The sequence below is a fragment of the Noviherbaspirillum sedimenti genome, assembly GCF_003590835.1.
GTDB lineage: Bacteria > Pseudomonadota > Gammaproteobacteria > Burkholderiales > Burkholderiaceae_D > Paucimonas > Paucimonas sedimenti.
In genome coordinates this window covers 2,587,480-2,604,113 of the sequence record NZ_QYUQ01000002.1, presented here as the reverse complement: position 1 = coordinate 2,604,113, position 16,634 = coordinate 2,587,480, and the positions used below count along the sequence as shown (strand labels likewise).

Here is a 16,634-nt window from a genome sequence, read left to right as displayed (position 1 = left end):
GCGCCGCATGACCGAGATACTACTGATCCGCCACGGCGAAACCGACTGGAATACCGAACGCCGCCTGCAGGGCCACCTGGATATCGCGCTGAACGCCGAAGGCGTGCGGCAGGCGCAGGCACTGGGGCGGGCCTTGCGTGGCGAAGCGCTGGATGCGATCTTTTCCAGCGACCTTGGACGCGCCAGGCAAACCGCGCAGGCGATCGCCGCCGGACGCGGCATCGCGGTGCAGATCGAAACAGGATTGCGCGAGCGCTGCTATGGCGCCTTCGAAGGCTTGCGCCATGCCGACATTCGGGAGCGCTATCCGCGCGAGTATGCGGCGTGGCAGGCGCGCGAACTCGATGCCGTGCTGCCTCCCGGCGCGCAACCCGCCGAAACCCTGCGCGACTTTGCCGCGCGTGCGGTTGGCGCGGTGGCGGGGCTGGCGGTGGCGCATAATTTGCGGCGGATTGCGCTGGTGTCGCATGGCGGCGTGCTCGAATGCATCTGCCGCGAAGCCCGCGGCATCGGCTGGGCCGCGCCGCGCGACTTCGATATCCGCAACGCCAGCATCAACCGCTTGCACTGGAACGACAGCGCCTTGCGCGTGCTGGAATGGGGCGATATTGCCCACCTGCGGCAGGATGTACTGGATGAAATCGACCGCAGTTGACCCCAATTGGGTTCGAGATGCGGCGAATGGATGGGGGCAGAGGGCGTTTTGGGGATAAAATAGCGGATTCCCCCTTCGCCCATCCCCTGTCGTGAACATCGGCCCATATTCATTGCGCAACAATGTTTTCGTCGCCCCCATGGCGGGGGTGACTGACCGGCCATTCCGGCAATTGTGCAAGCAGCTGGGTGCCGGCTATGCGGTGTCAGAGATGGCTGCGTCCAATCCGCGCCTGTGGCAATCCGAGAAAAGTACGCGCCGCACCAACCACGATGGCGAAATGGAACCGAAAGCGGTGCAGATCGCCGGCGCCGATCCAAGCATGCTGGCCGAGTGCGCCCGCCACAACGTCGCGCGCGGCGCCCAGATCATTGACATCAACATGGGCTGCCCGGTCAAGAAGGTGTGCAACAACTGGTGCGGCTCGGCGCTGTTGCAGGACGAGCAACTGGTGCGCGACATCCTGCAAGCCGTGGTGGCATCGGTCGATGTGCCGGTGACCCTGAAATTTCGCACTGGCTGGGATCGCGCCAACAAGAATGCCCTGACGATTGCGCGCATGGCTGAAGACAGCGGCATCGCCATGCTGACGCTGCACGGCCGCACGCGCGCCGACGGCTATAGTGGCGAGGCGGAGTACGCGACGATTGCCGCGGTCAAGGCGGCCGTGGGCATCCCGGTGGTAGCCAATGGCGATATCGATACGCCGGAAAAGGCGAAATATGTGCTGGAGCTTACCGGCGCCGACGCCGTGATGATCGGCCGGGCGGCGCAGGGGCGCCCGTGGATCTTCCGCGAGATCGCCCATTACCTGCAGACCGGGGATTATCTGCCGGCGCCGACGGTGGCCGAAGCGCGGCTGGTGATGGCCGAGCACCTGCAGGCGCATTACGCCTTTTATGGCGAGTACCTGGGCGTACGCACGGCGCGCAAGCATATCGGCTGGTATGTGCGCGAGCTGCCGGGCGGGGAGGAATTCCGCCGCCGCATGAACCTGCTGGACCAGTGCCCCGATCAACTCGCGGCGCTGGAGACTTTCTTCGATCAGCAGTTGGGGTATGGCGAGCGGTTACAATATGGTCTGGCCGCCGACCGGCTTGTCGCTTGAGCGGCGGTGGCGAATTTTCGATCTGTACACAATGAGCAAAGACAATATCCAAGACGTCGTCAGGAAAAGCCTGGAAAAGTATTTCAAGGACCTGGGCGAACAGCAACCGACGAACGTCTATGAAATGGTGGTTTTCACCGTTGAAAAACCCATTCTTGAGGCGGTGATGGCGCGCGCCGAGGGCAACCAGTCGCAGGCGGCCGAGATGCTGGGCATCAACCGCAATACGCTGCGCAAGAAATTGCAGCAACACGGTTTGCTCCAATAATTTCCTTATCTTTTTGCAAGTCCAATCATGATCAAACAAGCTCTCATCTCCGTTTCGGACAAGACCGGCGTCCTTGAATTCGCGCGCGAACTGTCGACCATGGGCGTCAAGCTGCTGTCCACCGGCGGCACCGCCAAGCTGCTCGCCGAGAATGGCCTGGCTGTCACCGAAGTCGCGGATTACACGGGCTTTCCGGAAATGCTGGATGGCCGCGTCAAGACCCTGCATCCGAAGGTGCATGGCGGTATCCTGGCGCGCCGCGATTTCCCGGAGCACCAGGCAGCTCTCGCCAAGCACGATATCCCGACCATCGACATGGTGGTGGTGAACCTGTATCCGTTCCAGCAAACCGTGGCCAAGGACCAGTGCACGCTGGAAGACGCCATCGAAAACATCGACATCGGCGGTCCGGCCATGCTGCGCTCCTCCGCCAAGAACCATAAGGATGTGGTGGTGATTTGCGATCCGGTCGATTACACCCGCGTGCTCGCCGAGTTGACGGCCGGCGCCGGCGAAGTCAGCTACGCAACCAAGTTCGACCTGGCGAAAAAAGTGTTTGCGCATACCGCAGCATACGACGGCGCCATCACCAATTATTTCACGGCGCTGGGCGAAGACAAGGCGCACGCCACGCGTAGCGCCTATCCGGCCACGCTCAACCAGCAATTCCTGAAAGTGCAGGAAATGCGCTACGGTGAAAATCCGCATCAGTCGGCTGCTTTTTATCGCGATGCGCAGCCGGTCGCGGGGGCGCTGGCCAACTATACCCAGCTGCAGGGCAAGGAACTGTCATATAACAATATCGCCGACGCCGACGCTGCCTGGGAATGCGTGAAAACCTTCGATGCCACCGCCTGCGTGATCATCAAGCATGCCAATCCCTGCGGCGTGGCGATCGGCGCCAATGCGCTGGAAGCTTACAGCAAGGCCTTGCAGACCGATCCGACTTCGGCCTTCGGCGGCATCATCGCCTTCAATTGCGAACTCGATGGCTTCGCTGCCGAAGCGGTGGTCAAGCAATTCGTTGAAGTCCTGATCGCGCCTTCCTTCAGCGCGGAAGCCAGGCAGATTTTCTCCGCCAAGGCCAATGTGCGCCTGCTCGAGATCCCGCTCGGCAAGGGTCTCAACCAGTACGATTTCAAGCGCGTCGGCGGCGGCCTGCTGGTGCAGTCGCCGGATGCGAAAAACGTCATGCCGGCGGAATTGCGCGTGGTGAGCAAAAAGCAGCCGACCCCGCAGCAACTGCAGGATTTGATGTTCGCCTGGCGCGTGGCCAAGTTCGTCAAGTCGAACGCCATCGTTTTCTGTGCCAACGGCATGACGCTGGGCGTCGGTGCCGGCCAGATGAGCCGCATCGACTCCGCCCGCATCGCCTCGATCAAGGCGCAGAACGCCAAGCTGTCGCTGGTGGGTTCGGCGGTGGCGTCGGATGCCTTCTTCCCGTTCCGCGACGGCCTCGATGTGGTGGTCGATGCGGGTGCTACCTGCGTGATCCATCCGGGCGGCTCGATGCGCGACCAGGAAGTGATCGACGCCGCCGACGAGCGCGGCGTGGTGATGCTGTACACCGGCATCCGCCACTTCCGTCATTGATGCAAGGTTTGTGAAAATCCTCGGCATCGACCCCGGCTTGCGGATCACCGGTTTCGGCGTGATCCACAAGCAAGGCAACCAGCTGACCTATATCGCCTCCGGCACCATCAGGACGCCGGACGGCGATTTGCCGCAGCGTCTCAAGACCATCCTCACCAGCCTCGGTGAAGTGGTGCAGACCTATCGCCCGGATTGCGCGGCGATCGAAAAAGTGTTCGTCAACGTCAATCCGCAATCGACCCTGTTGCTCGGGCAGGCGCGCGGGGCGGCGATTTGCGCCCTGGTGGCGGCCGACTTGATGGTGGCGGAATATACCGCGCTGCAGGTCAAGAAGGCGGTGGTCGGGCATGGCAAGGCGCAAAAGACACAGGTGCAGGAGATGGTGCAGCGCCTGCTGAAATTGCCGGGCGCACCCGGCCCCGATGCGGCTGATGCCCTCGGGGTGGCGATTTGCCACGCCAATAACAGCGATGTGCTGGGTATTCTGGGCGGCCTGGCGCCGGCGCTGGCCAAGCGCGGCTTGCGGGTGCGTGGCGGCCGCCTGGTGGGCTAAGCCTCCTGCTCCGCGCGTCGCGCCGCTACCTCGAAGCAATTGTTCCAGTAGGCGTCCTCGCCATGCAGGAAGGCCCAGATGCTTGCGGCAAGATATATCACGGGAAATGCAAAACCCCAGTGCGCGGCTTGCCTGACATGGGCCAGTTCATGGGTGAGAATGCGTGCAGTGAGGCCTTGTCGTTGCGCAATGACGATATGGCCAATCGCCATGGCGCACATGGCGCCGAAAGGATGGCCTTCGAGCATGCGGTCGGCCAACGGGCCGCGTACCAGCAGCGCCGGAGTCGGTCGCATGACGATATCGATGCGGCCGCGCAACAGCAGGGTGGGCAGCATCAGCAGCAATGCCCCCAGCAGGGTCAGCGGCAACGCCCACAGAATGCCTAGCAAGATGCCGATTCTCGAAGGTAACACTTGCCAGCTGCGCGCGGGCGGGGAATGGGCGGTAATGCGCATGGCATTGGCTCTTTGTCCTGTATGATGGATGCAATTTACTGCAAAATAGAGCGATATGATAGGCCGTCTTTCTGGAATCTTGCTTGAGAAAAATCCACCACAGCTGCTGATCGATTGTCATGGCGTGGGATATGAAGTGGGGGTGCCGATGAGCACCTTTTATAACTTGCCCGCCCTCGGCGAGAAAGTGGTGCTGCTGACCCACCTCGCGGTACGCGAAGATGCGCATTTGCTGTATGGCTTTGCCAGCGTCGAAGAACGCAATGTGTTCAAGGAATTGATCAAGATTTCCGGCGTCGGCGCGCGCACGGCCTTGTCCATCCTTTCCGGCATGTCGGTGGCCGACCTGGCACAGGCAATCACCTTGCAGGAATCCGGCCGCCTGACGCGGGTGCCGGGTATCGGCAAGAAGACGGCTGAGCGACTGTTGCTGGAACTGAAGGGCAAGCTCGGCGCCGACCTGGGTGCTGCCGGCGTGTCTGTCCATGGCGACGCCAGCGGCGATGTCATGAACGCCTTGCTGGCGCTCGGCTATTCGGACAAGGAAGCCGTGCTGGCGCTGAAGCAGGTACCTGCGGGCACTGGCGTATCCGAGGGCATCAAGCTGGCGCTGAAAGCCTTGTCAAAGGGTTGATATGACGATCCAGACCGACAATTTCTCAGAGCAACGTATCATTGCCGCAACGCCGGTATCGCCCAACGAGGAAGCGATCGAACGCGCCTTGCGGCCGAAGCAGCTGGATGAATACGTTGGTCAGGAAAAAATCCGCGATCAGCTGGAAATCTTCATCAGCGCTGCCAGAAAGCGCCGCGAAGCGCTCGACCATACCTTGCTGTTCGGTCCGCCCGGCCTTGGCAAGACTACGCTGGCGCATATCATTGCGCGCGAAATGGGCGTCAACCTGCGCCAGACTTCAGGGCCGGTGCTGGAACGCGCCGGCGACCTGGCGGCGTTGTTGACCAATCTGGAAGCCAACGATGTGCTGTTCATCGATGAGATCCACCGTTTGTCGCCTGTGGTGGAGGAAATCCTCTACCCGGCGCTGGAGGATTATCAGATCGATATCATGATCGGCGAAGGCCCGGCGGCGCGCTCGGTGCGGCTCGACCTGCAGCCATTCACCCTGGTCGGCGCCACCACCCGTGCCGGCATGCTGACCAATCCCTTGCGCGACCGTTTCGGTATTGTGGCCCGCCTGGAGTTTTATACGCCGGAGCAACTGGCGCGCATCGTCAGCCGCAGTTCGGCCTTGCTGCATGCGCCGATCCAAGATGCCGGCGCACTGGAAATCGCCCGCCGCAGCCGCGGCACCCCGCGTATCGCTAATCGTTTGCTGCGTCGGGTGCGCGACTATGCCGAGGTCAAGGGCACCGGAGAAATTACGCAGGAAATAGCCGATGCCGCCCTGAAAATGCTGGATGTCGATCCGGTCGGTTTTGACTTGATGGACCGTAAGTTGCTGGAGGCGGTATTGTTCAAATTCAATGGCGGCCCGGTCGGCCTGGACAATCTGGCAGCGGCGATTGGCGAAGAGCGCGACACCATCGAGGATGTGCTGGAACCTTATTTGATCCAGCAAGGCTTTTTGCAACGTACGCCACGCGGCCGCATCGCCACGCCGGCGGCGTATATGCATTTCGGTGCCACTGCGCCGCGCACCAGCCCCAGCGGCGACCTCTGGGGCTAGCCTGCCAAGCGCTTTGACGGGCGGGAATAAATCGAATCCTTTGCGCTGGAACGAGTCCAATCGAGGACCATTTCCAGTACGAGCACGCCATGTTGATGTCCAGTCAGGCAAATCGTTATGCACTCCAATTGCTGGAGGCGCGCACCAAAGGCAGGCAACTGTCGCCGCTGTCGGCGCGGGGGGGCTTGTCGATTGCCGATGCGTACGAGATTGCCAAGACGATTGCCGATATCCGTATTGCCCAAGGCGAAATTCCGGTGGGGCGCAAGGTGGGTTTTGCCAATCGAAAATTCCATGCCAGGGATGGCCTGGTAGGAACCGAGGGCATGCCTTCCTGGTCGCCTTTATTCAATAGCACGGTGCGTTATGTGGAAGACAACCAGGGGCTCCAGAGTCTGGCGGGGGCCTTGCAACCGCGCATACAGCCGGAGGTCATCTTCAAGCTGGGCAAGGCGCCTGAGCCGCATGTCAGTATCGATGGCCTGGCCGATTGCATCGAATGGATGGCGCATGGGCTGGAAATCGTTACCTGTCCCTATCCCGACTGGCACTTCGAGGTGGCCGATGCGATTGCCGCCTTCGGCTTGCATGGCGCCTTGCTGATTGGCGAGCCGAAATCGCTGTCGCAGGCCTCGCGCCATCATCTGGTGCAGGTATTGGCGGACTCCAGCGTTTCCCTTTCGCGCAGCGATGGCGACGGCTATACCTTGTGCGCCGCCGGCTTTGGCAGCGAGGTGCTGCACAGCCCGGTATTTGCGCTGAAGCGCTTGCAGTGCCTGCTCGCTTCGCAAGCGCAATTCCCGCCGCTGGCCGCCGGCGAAATCGTCAGCACCGGCGCCTGGGCCGAGGCGTACCCGGTGAAACCGGGGCAGACCTGGATTACGGCGTTTTCGGGCGTAAGTTTGCCGGGTTTGCACATTTCGTTTGTATAAGCGCCCCAGAGGGAATCACGCAAGGGGCGTGTCTTGGCTTGCATTGCCTTGATCGTCGCCGGCATCGGCGGACTGACGCTGCTGTCTTAAATCACCAGGTCGCCGTACGGATCGGCTGGTTCGAAGACATACACGGCGTTGCCCATGACCTCACCGCTGAAGAAATAGTTGAGCAGCAATTTGGGGATCTTGTTGACGCCGAAATCCACGGCCCGCTCGATGATCGAGATGCCTTCGCGGATGCAATAGCCATTGAGCGTAAAGACGGTTTCCGGACGCGCGACTGCCTGGAAGCGGGTGCCGAGGGACTGAATTTTCGCGTGCAGGCTGCGGCCGTAATTGGCCACCATGTCGCGGCTGACAAGGTCGCAGATAATTTGATGATTGGGAAATCGTTGCTGGAATGCGGCAAGGAAATCCTGGATTTCCGCTTCCGACAGATAAATGAATACACCTTCGACCACCAGGATCACCGGGCCTGCCGGCGCGATTGCGGCGAGCTTGTCTTCCAGTGTCTCGCTGGCAAAGTCGATGGCGATGCGCTGCAGCGGATTGTGACATTCCCTGGCCGGCAGACGTTCATTTTTCCAGGAAACCACCGGCGGCTCATCCAGTTCGAACCAGTTACCGCCGGCGAGACGATAAGGACGGCTGTCGAAGCCGGCGCCGATGGTGACAATGCAGCTTTCCGGGCACTTTTGCAATTGTTCCCGCAAGAGTTCATCGATGATGCGATGGCGTACAAGAATGCTGGCGTTGGCGTTCTGTTCTTCCCTGAACAGTTCGTAGATGCCCACGCCATACTCGGACATGAAGAGATGGGCAAAATTATCCCCGCACACTGGATGGGCATTGGCCGCATCCTGCATGCGTACGCCACAACAATAAAATGCCAGGCTGGAAATCGGTTTCACGGCGAATCCGCGTCCTTCAATGCCATTCTGTCCTCTTGTCGGAGACCGCGCGCGGATCGTGACGCGTCTAGCGCCGGCCTTTATTGCAACTTCACCAATTGCTCGCGCAATTTTTCCAGGGTCGCGCTGAAATTCACCAGGCGTTCCTTTTCCTGTGCCACCACTTGGGCTGGCGCCCTGGCAACGAAGCTTTCATTGCCGAGTTTTGCATTGACCTTGGCAATCTCGCCTTCCAGCCGCATCACTTCCTTAGACAGCCTTTCACGCTCTGCGGTGACATCGATTTCGACTTTCAGCATTAATTTTACGTCACCAACGATCGAGACCGGTGCCGGCGATTGCGGCAAGCTATCGACCACCTGGACTTCCGATAGCTTGGCCAGGGCTTGCAGGTAGGGCGCGAACGACTGCGCTGCTGCCTTGTCGCCGCTGGATTCGATAATCAGCGGTACGCGCAGCGCCGGCGATAGTTGCATTTCGCCGCGCAGGTTGCGGCAGGCATCGGTCAGCGATTTCAGTTGCGCCATCCAGCCTTCCGCCTGCTCGTCGATTTTCTTCGCTTCGGCCTGCGGATAGGGCTGGCGCATGATGGAGTCGCCGGCCGGGTCGAGCGTGCGTCCGGCCAGTGGCGCAACCGTTTGCCACAATTGCTCGGTGATGAAAGGGATCACCGGGTGGGCCAGGCGCAAGATGGTTTCCAGCACACGCAAGAGCGTGCGGCGGGTAGCGCGCTGCTGCGCTTCCGTGCCGTTCTGGATTTGCACTTTCGCCACTTCCAGGTACCAGTCGCAATATTCATCCCAGATGAATTTGTAAATGCTGGAAGCGATATTGTCGAAGCGATAATCGGCAAAGCCTTTTTCCACTTCGGCTTCAACGCGCTGCAGCAGTGACACGATCCAGCGGTCGGCCTGGGAGAACTCGCGTCCGCCTTCGCCGCAGGTAGCCGGATCGAAACCGCAATCCTTGCCTTCGGTATTCATCAGCACGAAGCGGGTGGCGTTCCACAGCTTGTTGCAGAAGTTGCGGTAGCCTTCGCAGCGGCTCAGGTCGAAGTTGATGTTGCGGCCCAGCGAGGCATAGCTGGCCATGGTGAAGCGCAGCGCATCGGTGCCATAGGCCTGGATGCCCGACGGGAATTCCTTGCGGGTGGCCTTTTCGATCTTGGCCGCATCTTTCGGATTCATCAGGCCGGTGGTGCGCTTGCCGACCAGCTGGTCGAGTTCGATGCCATCGATCAGGTCGATCGGATCCAGCGTATTGCCCTTGGACTTGGACATTTTCTGGCCGGTAGCATCGCGCACCAGGCCGTGCACATAGACTTTCTCGAACGGTACCTTGCCGGTGAAATGCGTGGTCATCATGACCATGCGCGCGACCCAGAAGAAGATGATGTCGAAACCCGTCACCAGCACGGTGGAGGGCAGGAACATCTTGTAATCCGGGGTTTCTTCCGGCCAGCCCAGCGTGGAGAAGGGCACCAGGGCGGACGAGAACCAGGTATCGAGCACATCGTCGTCGCGGCGGATTGCTTTGCCGCCGGCCTGGGCTTTGGCATCTTCCTCGTTGCGGGCGACGTAGATCGTGCCGTCCTCGTCGTACCAGGCCGGGATCTGGTGGCCCCACCAGAGCTGGCGCGAAATGCACCAGTCCTGGATATTATTGAGCCACTGGTTGTAGGTGGTGGTCCAGTTTTCCGGAATGAACTTGATCGCGCCGTCGGCGACTTTTTCCAGCGCCACTTCGGCGATCGATTTGCCGGGGAAATGCGTACCCTCAGGGGCGGCCTTGCTCATGGCGACGAACCACTGGTCGGTCAGCATCGGCTCGATCACCACGCCGGTGCGGTCGCCGCGCGGCACCATCAGTTTGTGCGGCTTCACTTCTGCCAACAAGCCCTGCGCATCGAGGTCGGCGACGATCTGCTTGCGCGCCTCGAAACGGTCCAGGCCCTGGTATTGGGCCGGGCCGTTTTCGTTGATCTTCGCGTCGAGTGTGAAGATATTGATTTGCGCGAGGTTGTGGCGCTGGCCGACGGCGTAGTCGTTGAAGTCGTGCGCCGGGGTGATCTTCACGCAACCGGTGCCGAATTCCTTGTCGACGTACTCATCGGCGATGATCGGAATCTGGCGGCCGGTCAAGGGCAGCTCCAGCAACTTGCCGACCAGGTGGATATAGCGCTCGTCGGTCGGGTCGACTGCCACGGCAACGTCGCCCAGCAGCGTTTCCGGACGGGTAGTGGCAACCGTAAGGGAGTCTGAGCCCGCTTTACCATCCGAACCTACCAACGGATAGCGGATATGCCACATGAAGCCGTCTTCTTCTTCCGACACCACTTCGAGGTCGCTTACTGCGGTGTGCAGTTTCGGGTCCCAGTTCACCAGGCGTTTGCCACGGTAGATCAAGCCTTGCTCGTACAGGCGCACGAACACTTCGGTGACCGCCTTGGACATCTTGGCGTCCATGGTGAAGTATTCGCGGCTCCAGTCGGTGGAGGCGCCCATGCGGCGCATCTGGCCGGTGATGGTCGAGCCGGATTGCTCTTTCCATTCCCAGACTTTTTCGAGGAATTTTTCCCGGCCCAAATCATGGCGCGTCACCTTTTGCGCATCGAGCTGGCGCTCAACCACGATTTGCGTGGCGATGCCGGCATGGTCAGTGCCGGGAATCCAGGCGGTGTTATGGCCGCGCATGCGGTAATAGCGCGTCAGGCCATCCATGATCGTCTGGTTGAAGGCATGACCCATGTGCAGGGTGCCGGTCACATTGGGCGGCGGCAACTGGATGCTGAATGCGGGTTTGCCGGCGTCGGTGGTGGCGGTATAGTAGCCGCGCTGTTCCCATTCGGTACGCCAATGTTTTTCAATCTCGGCGGGCTCGAAAGATTTGGCTAATTCCATGATTTGAAGTGTCTTTTGCGAAACCTCACATTATAAGGGACGCATCGCCCAATGGCCGCCGCTGGATGTATAATTCGGCGAGACCAATGCAATTGGTCCATGCTAGGGGTCCTGGCCGATGACAGGGTTTTAACGGTGATTTTGACTGTTTTAACTGTGCGGCCGGGTGAGAAACACCCTCGAACCTGATCTGGGTAATGCCAGCGAAGGGAAGCAACCGGAAACGATTGTTTTTTTGCCATATTTCCGCCTTTCCTTCGCGATTTGATTAATTTTCGGGGCAGCACGCTGCCTCGTCCAAGCAAGAGCGAAGGAAGACATGAACGCCAATCCCCAATTCCTGGCAGCCACCGCCACGGTCGACGAGGCCGCCATCCAGCCCTTGCCGAATTCGCGCAAGATTTACGTTGAGGGCTCGCGCCCGGATATTCGCGTGCCGATGCGCGAAGTCAGCCAGAGCGATACGCCGGCGTCGATGGGCGCGGAAAAGAACCCGCCGATCTTTGTCTATGACACCTCCGGTCCGTACAGCGATCCGGCAGCGAAAATCGATATCCGCTCCGGTTTGCCAGCCTTGCGCGCCGGCTGGATCGACGAGCGCGGCGATACCGAAGAGTTGCCGGGGCCCAGCTCCGCTTATGGCATCGAGCGCCTGAACGACGCGAAACTGGCCGAGTTGCGCTTCAACCTGCACCGCAAGCCGCGCCGTGCCAAGGCTGGCAAAAACGTGTCGCAAATGCATTACGCGCGCCAGGGCATCATTACGCCTGAGATGGAATACGTCGCCATCCGTGAAAACCTGCAGCGCAAGGAGTACCTGGAAGGCCTGAAGACCTCCGGCCCGCTGGGCCACAAACTGGCCGACCTGATGGGCCGCCAGCATCCGGGGCAGAATTTTGGCGCTGCCATTCCTGCCGAAATTACGCCGGAATTCGTGCGCGAGGAAGTCGCGCGCGGCCGCGCCATCATCCCGATGAATATCAATCACCCGGAAATCGAGCCGATGATTATCGGCCGCAATTTCCTGGTCAAGATCAACGCCAATATCGGCAACTCGGCCGTGACCTCGTCGATCGGCGAGGAAGTCGAGAAAATGACCTGGGCGATCCGCTGGGGCGGCGATACCGTGATGGACCTGTCCACCGGCAAGCATATCCATGAAACCCGCGAGTGGATCATCCGCAATTCGCCGGTGCCAATCGGCACCGTGCCGATTTACCAGGCGCTGGAAAAGGTCAATGGCAAGGCCGAAGACCTGACCTGGGAAATCTTCCGCGACACCCTGATCGAGCAAGCCGAGCAGGGCGTCGATTACTTCACCATCCATGCAGGCGTACGCCTGCAATACGTGCCGCTGACGGCCAAGCGCATGACCGGGATTGTGTCGCGCGGCGGCTCGATCATGGCCAAGTGGTGCCTGGCGCATCACAAGGAATCCTTCCTGTACACGCATTTCGAAGACATTTGCGAAATCATGAAGGCCTACGACGTGTCGTTCTCGCTGGGCGACGGCTTGCGTCCGGGCTCGATCTACGACGCCAATGACGAAGCGCAACTGGGCGAACTGAAAACTCTGGGCGAACTGACCCAGATCGCCTGGAAGCACGATGTGCAGGTGATGATCGAAGGCCCCGGCCACGTGCCGATGCACCTGATCAAGGAAAACATGGACCTGCAACTGGAACAGTGCCACGAAGCGCCGTTCTATACGCTGGGGCCGCTGACCACCGATATCGCGCCGGGCTACGACCACATCACCTCCGGCATTGGCGCCGCCATGATCGGCTGGTACGGTACGGCGATGCTGTGCTATGTGACGCCGAAAGAGCATCTGGGCTTGCCCAACAAGGATGACGTCAAGGTCGGCATCATCACCTACAAGCTGGCGGCGCATGCGGCCGATCTGGCCAAGGGGCATCCCGGCGCGCAGATCCGCGACAATGCCCTGTCCAAGGCGCGTTTCGAATTCCGCTGGGAGGACCAGTTCAACATCGGTCTCGACCCGGACAAGGCGCGCGAATTCCACGACGAGACCTTGCCAAAGGATTCGGCCAAGGTGGCGCATTTCTGCTCGATGTGCGGCCCGCATTTCTGTTCGATGAAGATCACCCAGGACGTGCGCGACTATGCCGCGGCCCAGGGCATCTCGGACGAGCAGGCGCTGCAAAAAGGCATGGAAGTGAAAGCGGTCGAATTCGTCAAGAATGGCGCCGAGATCTATCGCAAGCAGTAATGGATCAGGGCAGGCAGATGGAAATCGAACTGAACGGCGCGCCGCATCCGCTCGCCGACAACCAGAACGTGCAGGACCTGATCGCCGCCCTCGACTTGGCCAACAAGTCGCTGGCGGTGGCGGTCAACCGCGAAATCGTGCCGCGCCACCTGTGGGCGCAGCGCGTGCTGCAACCGCGCGACCGCGTCGATATCGTGCGCGCGATTGGTGGTGGATAAGCACTTGCAAGCGGCGAAGTGGCACGCCCTATGAGCATCATCGCTTGTTCATGGGAACAGAGAAAGCAAAGGAAACAAAATGAACCCGATTGATTGTCCCGGCATCCAGCAAGAACAAGGCTTGACCATCGCCGGCAAGACTTACCGTTCGCGCCTGCTGGTGGGCAGCGGCAAATACCGCGACCTCGAAGAAACCCGTGCGGCCACGGTGGCCAGCGGCGCCGAAATCATCACGGTGGCGATCCGCCGCGTCAACATTGGCCAGGACCCCAATGCGCCCAGCCTGCTGGACGCGGTGCCGCCATCCGAATTCACGATCCTGCCCAATTCGGCCGGCTGCTACAACGCCGCCGATGCCGTCTATACCTTGCAGCTGGCACGCGAGTTGTTAAATGGCCACAAGCTGGTCAAGCTGGAAGTGCTGGGCGATGAAAAAAGCCTGTTTCCGAACATGCCGGAAACCCTGAAAGCGGCAGAAATCCTGGTAAAAGATGGTTTCGACGTGATGGTATATTGCAGCGACGATCCGATTCAGGCGAAAATGCTCGAAGAAATCGGTTGCGCGGCGGTCATGCCGCTGGCGTCTTTGATTGGCTCGGGCATGGGGATCCTGAATCCGTGGAACCTGTCGCTGATCATCGAGCGTGCCAAAGTGCCGGTGCTGGTCGATGCCGGCGTCGGCACGGCCTCGGATGCCGCCATTGCAATGGAGCTCGGCTGCGATGGCGTGCTGATGAATACCGCCATTGCCGGCGCCCGCGATCCGATCCGCATGGCACATGCAATGCGCCTGGCAGTCGAGGCCGGCCGTGCCGCTTACCTGGCCGGCCGCATTCCGAAAAAATTTGTCGCAGCACCCTCGTCACCGATGGAAGGACGTCCTCTATGAAGCGACCCAGTGTGCTGGTGTTCTCCGGATCTGATCCGAGCGGCGGTGCCGGCATGCAGGCCGATGTGCAGGCCATCGCTGCGCTGGGCGCGCACCCGCTGTCGGTGCTGACGTCACTGACGGTGCAGGACAATGACCGCGTGTATGCGGTGCACCCGGTTCCCGCCACACTCCTGATGCAGCAGGCGCAAGTCCTGATCGAAAAAATCGAGATTGCCGCCGTCAAGATCGGCATCGTCGGCAACCGCGCCAATGCCGAGGCGATCGCCGCCATCGTGCAGCAACTGCGGCAAAGCCGGCCCGACTTGCCGGTGGTGCTCGATCCGGTGCTGGCCAGCGGCCACGGCGATGCTCTGGGGCTCGACGACGCCGCCAACACGCTGGCGCCGTTGATGGCGCTGGCGACCCTGGTCACGCCCAACCTGCCGGAAGCCACCGTGCTCTCCGGCGGCGACCGCCGCACCGATTCGCAAGCCGAGGCCTTGCTGGCGCAGGGCTGCCAGCACGTGCTGATCAAGGGCGGCCACGCGCATGACGACAAGGTGGTCAATCGCTGGTTTACCGCGGGCGAATTCCGTTCCTGGGCCTGGCCGCGCCTGGCCGGCGCCTTCCATGGTAGCGGCTGCACCCTGGCTGCGGCGATCGCCGCCTTGCTGGCCAACGGCAAGCCGATGGCCGAAGCGATCGAGGATGGCCAGGCTTATTGTCACCAGGCGCTGGAGCATGCTTACGAGATCGCAGCAGGGCAACTGATCCCCAGCCGTCCGCGCCCCTACATGAAGGCAGCATGATGAAGGGTTTGTATCTCGTCACCCCGGACTGGGATGACACGCAAAAATTACTGGAAATCACCGAGTTGGCCTTGAAGGGCGGCGCGGCGCTGGTGCAGTACCGCCACAAGACGGCCGACGCCGGCCTGCGGCGCGAACAGGCTGAATGCCTGTTGTCGCTGTGCCGCAGCTATCAGCGTCCGCTGGTCATCAATGATTTCGTCGACCTGTGCCTGGCCATCGATGCCGACGGCATTCACGTCGGCGGCACCGACGCCACGGTCGCAGAAGCTCGTGCCGTCGTCGGTCCGGGCAAGATTGTCGGCGCCTCCTGCTACGGCGACTTGCAACTGGCGCGCGCCGCCCATGCCGCCGGCGCCAGCTATGTCGCCTACGGTGGTTTTTATCCTTCGCGCGTGAAGAAGTATCCGGTGACCACGTCGACCGACATCATCGCCCGCTCGCATGCCGAGGTGCCGCTGCCGGCCGTCGTCATCGGCGGCATGACCGTCGAAAACGCCGCGCCGCTGGTGGCAGCCGGTGCCGACATGGTCGCGGCGATCAGCAGCATCTATCTGGCCGCCGACCCGCAAGCTGTGGCACGCAGGTTCGCCGGGCTGTTTCCGGCGTAGGGCCCGGGGTCGCGTCACGCTGCACGCTTGCGGGACGGTGAGCATCGCGTTCACCGCCCCGTTTTGTCGAGTTTCTTTACATTTCGCTGCATTCTTGTTGCTAAATATTAATATAAACAATGACTTATGCTGGTGGCATATGTATTGCTTTAAGGGCAAAGGTTGGTCTTTTAATCCATTTGTCCCCAAGGAATAAGAAATGAAACGACTTTTTGCTTTGCTGATGTTTTTGTTGGCTGGTTCAGCCAATGCTGCGCTCATCACTTCCACCGCTGATGCCGCACTGGCCGGCGCCACTATCGAAACTTTTGATTCGGCTGCCGACGGCGATTATGCCTCACTCGCACTGCCGGGCGTGACCATCGTTGGCAATGGCTCGCCGATGTCGATCGACTCTTCCTATGCCTCGTCCTATGGTATTGGCGGCAAGACTTTAAACAACAGCAGCAGCTCGCCGCTCAGCTTTGACCTGGTGTTTTCGAATGCCGTTTCGGCATTCGGTATCTGGGGCGGTGCCGTCAATAATTCCTGGGTCTATACCGCCTATGACGCAGCCAATAATGTTCTTGAAAGCATTACTACTTCGCCTGCCTGCTGCAGTCCGATGTTTTTTGGTATTGCCAACAGCGCCGGTATCAGCCGCGTGACCCTGAATGGTTTCGGCGACTGGGTGATTTTCGATAACCTGTACACGGTTGCCGGTGGCCAGAATGATGTGCCGGAGCCAATTTCACTGGCCTTGTTCGGCCTCGGTCTGGCTGGACTTGCCGCAATGCGTCGCAAGAACAGCGCTGCCTGAGCCTGTCGCGCCAGGCAGTAACAA

General features: G+C 60.6%; 17 protein-coding genes. 14 read left to right on the top strand and 3 right to left on the bottom strand.

The window, feature by feature from the left end; all coding sequences use genetic code 11:
• Nucleotides 1-7: 7 nt before the first annotated feature.
• From D3878_RS12110 to ruvC, 5 genes are all read left to right on the top strand, one after another.
• Nucleotides 8-655, top strand: a complete 648-nt coding sequence (locus D3878_RS12110; RefSeq protein ID WP_119785700.1) for a histidine phosphatase family protein — start codon at nt 8-10, stop codon at nt 653-655.
• Nucleotides 656-746: 91 nt separating this feature from the next.
• A complete protein-coding gene (gene dusB, locus D3878_RS12105; RefSeq protein WP_119785699.1) occupies nt 747-1,763 on the top strand; it encodes a tRNA dihydrouridine synthase DusB in 1,017 nt (338 codons plus the stop codon).
• Between the two features lie 31 nt (nt 1,764-1,794).
• A complete protein-coding gene (locus D3878_RS12100; protein ID WP_119787861.1) occupies nt 1,795-2,031 on the top strand; it encodes a Fis family transcriptional regulator in 237 nt (78 codons plus the stop codon).
• 27 nt (nt 2,032-2,058) lie between these two features.
• The gene (gene purH, locus D3878_RS12095) at nt 2,059-3,624 is read left to right on the top strand and encodes a bifunctional phosphoribosylaminoimidazolecarboxamide formyltransferase/IMP cyclohydrolase (protein WP_119785697.1); all 1,566 of its coding nucleotides are present in this window, start codon (nt 2,059-2,061) and stop codon (nt 3,622-3,624) included.
• A gap of 10 nt (nt 3,625-3,634) precedes the next feature.
• Complete coding sequence (gene ruvC, locus D3878_RS12090; protein ID WP_119785696.1) at nt 3,635-4,177, top strand: crossover junction endodeoxyribonuclease RuvC; 543 nt, start codon at nt 3,635-3,637, stop codon at nt 4,175-4,177.
• Here the strand turns inward: ruvC and D3878_RS12085 are convergent.
• The gene (locus D3878_RS12085; RefSeq protein WP_119785695.1) at nt 4,174-4,635 is read right to left on the bottom strand and encodes a hypothetical protein; all 462 of its coding nucleotides are present in this window, start codon (nt 4,633-4,635) and stop codon (nt 4,174-4,176) included. The two genes, ruvC and D3878_RS12085, sit on opposite strands and share 4 nt — an antisense overlap.
• Before the next feature lie 55 nt (nt 4,636-4,690).
• Here D3878_RS12085 and ruvA point away from each other — a divergent pair, with 55 nt between their 5' ends.
• The 3 genes from ruvA to D3878_RS12070 all read left to right on the top strand — a co-directional run bounded on the left by ruvA (nt 4,691) and on the right by D3878_RS12070 (nt 7,255).
• A complete protein-coding gene (gene ruvA, locus D3878_RS12080; RefSeq protein WP_119785693.1) occupies nt 4,691-5,269 on the top strand; it encodes a Holliday junction branch migration protein RuvA in 579 nt (192 codons plus the stop codon).
• Nucleotide 5,270: 1 nt separating this feature from the next.
• Nucleotides 5,271-6,323, top strand: coding sequence for a Holliday junction branch migration DNA helicase RuvB (gene ruvB / locus D3878_RS12075; protein ID WP_119785691.1), 1,053 nt, complete (start codon nt 5,271-5,273; stop codon nt 6,321-6,323).
• Between the two features lie 89 nt (nt 6,324-6,412).
• A complete protein-coding gene (locus D3878_RS12070) occupies nt 6,413-7,255 on the top strand; it encodes a 2-keto-4-pentenoate hydratase (RefSeq protein WP_199688153.1) in 843 nt (280 codons plus the stop codon).
• An 86-nt stretch (nt 7,256-7,341) separates the two neighbouring features.
• Here the strand turns inward: D3878_RS12070 and D3878_RS12065 are convergent, their stop codons facing one another.
• Nucleotides 7,342-8,169, bottom strand: coding sequence for a class I SAM-dependent methyltransferase (locus D3878_RS12065; protein ID WP_147383945.1), 828 nt, complete (start codon nt 8,167-8,169; stop codon nt 7,342-7,344).
• An 80-nt stretch (nt 8,170-8,249) separates the two neighbouring features.
• A complete protein-coding gene (locus D3878_RS12060; RefSeq protein ID WP_119785689.1) occupies nt 8,250-11,069 on the bottom strand; it encodes a valine--tRNA ligase in 2,820 nt (939 codons plus the stop codon).
• A gap of 319 nt (nt 11,070-11,388) precedes the next feature.
• Here D3878_RS12060 and thiC point away from each other — a divergent pair, with 319 nt between their 5' ends.
• The 6 genes from thiC (at nt 11,389) to D3878_RS12030 (ending at nt 16,610) form a co-directional block, all read left to right on the top strand.
• Nucleotides 11,389-13,302, top strand: coding sequence for a phosphomethylpyrimidine synthase ThiC (gene thiC, locus D3878_RS12055; protein WP_119785688.1), 1,914 nt, complete (start codon nt 11,389-11,391; stop codon nt 13,300-13,302).
• The gene (gene thiS, locus D3878_RS12050; protein ID WP_233556321.1) at nt 13,302-13,520 is read left to right on the top strand and encodes a sulfur carrier protein ThiS; all 219 of its coding nucleotides are present in this window, start codon (nt 13,302-13,304) and stop codon (nt 13,518-13,520) included. Before thiC ends, thiS begins: the two co-directional genes overlap by 1 nt.
• 79 nt (nt 13,521-13,599) lie before the next feature.
• Nucleotides 13,600-14,409, top strand: coding sequence for a thiazole synthase (locus D3878_RS12045; RefSeq protein ID WP_119785687.1), 810 nt, complete (start codon nt 13,600-13,602; stop codon nt 14,407-14,409).
• Complete coding sequence (thiD, locus tag D3878_RS12040; protein ID WP_119785686.1) at nt 14,406-15,200, top strand: bifunctional hydroxymethylpyrimidine kinase/phosphomethylpyrimidine kinase; 795 nt, start codon at nt 14,406-14,408, stop codon at nt 15,198-15,200. The genes D3878_RS12045 and thiD overlap by 4 nt, the downstream gene beginning before the upstream one ends.
• Nucleotides 15,200-15,811, top strand: coding sequence for a thiamine phosphate synthase (gene thiE, locus D3878_RS12035; RefSeq protein WP_119787858.1), 612 nt, complete (start codon nt 15,200-15,202; stop codon nt 15,809-15,811). Before thiD ends, thiE begins: the two co-directional genes overlap by 1 nt.
• A gap of 199 nt (nt 15,812-16,010) precedes the next feature.
• Nucleotides 16,011-16,610 carry a PEP-CTERM sorting domain-containing protein gene (locus D3878_RS12030; protein ID WP_119785685.1) on the top strand — a complete coding sequence of 200 codons (600 nt, stop codon included), beginning with the start codon at nt 16,011-16,013 and terminating at the stop codon, nt 16,608-16,610.
• Nucleotides 16,611-16,634 lie beyond the last annotated feature (24 nt).

What these genes read in the sequence shown, in the direction of transcription:
- thiC (WP_119785688.1), top strand. Translation starts at nt 11,389, where the DNA reads ATGAACGCCAATCCCCAATTCCTGGCAGCCACCGCCACGGTCGACGAG.
- thiD (WP_119785686.1), top strand. Translation starts at nt 14,406, where the DNA reads ATGAAGCGACCCAGTGTGCTGGTGTTCTCCGGATCTGATCCGAGCGGC.
- D3878_RS12045 (WP_119785687.1), top strand. Translation starts at nt 13,600, where the DNA reads ATGAACCCGATTGATTGTCCCGGCATCCAGCAAGAACAAGGCTTGACC.
- D3878_RS12100 (WP_119787861.1), top strand. Translation starts at nt 1,795, where the DNA reads ATGAGCAAAGACAATATCCAAGACGTCGTCAGGAAAAGCCTGGAAAAG.
- D3878_RS12110 (WP_119785700.1), top strand. Translation starts at nt 8, where the DNA reads ATGACCGAGATACTACTGATCCGCCACGGCGAAACCGACTGGAATACC.
- thiS (WP_233556321.1), top strand. Translation starts at nt 13,302, where the DNA reads ATGGATCAGGGCAGGCAGATGGAAATCGAACTGAACGGCGCGCCGCAT.
- ruvB (WP_119785691.1), top strand. Translation starts at nt 5,271, where the DNA reads ATGACGATCCAGACCGACAATTTCTCAGAGCAACGTATCATTGCCGCA.
- D3878_RS12060 (WP_119785689.1), bottom strand. Translation starts at nt 11,069, where the DNA reads ATGGAATTAGCCAAATCTTTCGAGCCCGCCGAGATTGAAAAACATTGG.
- D3878_RS12085 (WP_119785695.1), bottom strand. Translation starts at nt 4,635, where the DNA reads ATGCGCATTACCGCCCATTCCCCGCCCGCGCGCAGCTGGCAAGTGTTA.
- purH (WP_119785697.1), top strand. Translation starts at nt 2,059, where the DNA reads ATGATCAAACAAGCTCTCATCTCCGTTTCGGACAAGACCGGCGTCCTT.
- D3878_RS12030 (WP_119785685.1), top strand. Translation starts at nt 16,011, where the DNA reads ATGAAACGACTTTTTGCTTTGCTGATGTTTTTGTTGGCTGGTTCAGCC.
- D3878_RS12070 (WP_199688153.1), top strand. Translation starts at nt 6,413, where the DNA reads ATGTTGATGTCCAGTCAGGCAAATCGTTATGCACTCCAATTGCTGGAG.
- thiE (WP_119787858.1), top strand. Translation starts at nt 15,200, where the DNA reads ATGAAGGGTTTGTATCTCGTCACCCCGGACTGGGATGACACGCAAAAA.
- ruvA (WP_119785693.1), top strand. Translation starts at nt 4,691, where the DNA reads ATGATAGGCCGTCTTTCTGGAATCTTGCTTGAGAAAAATCCACCACAG.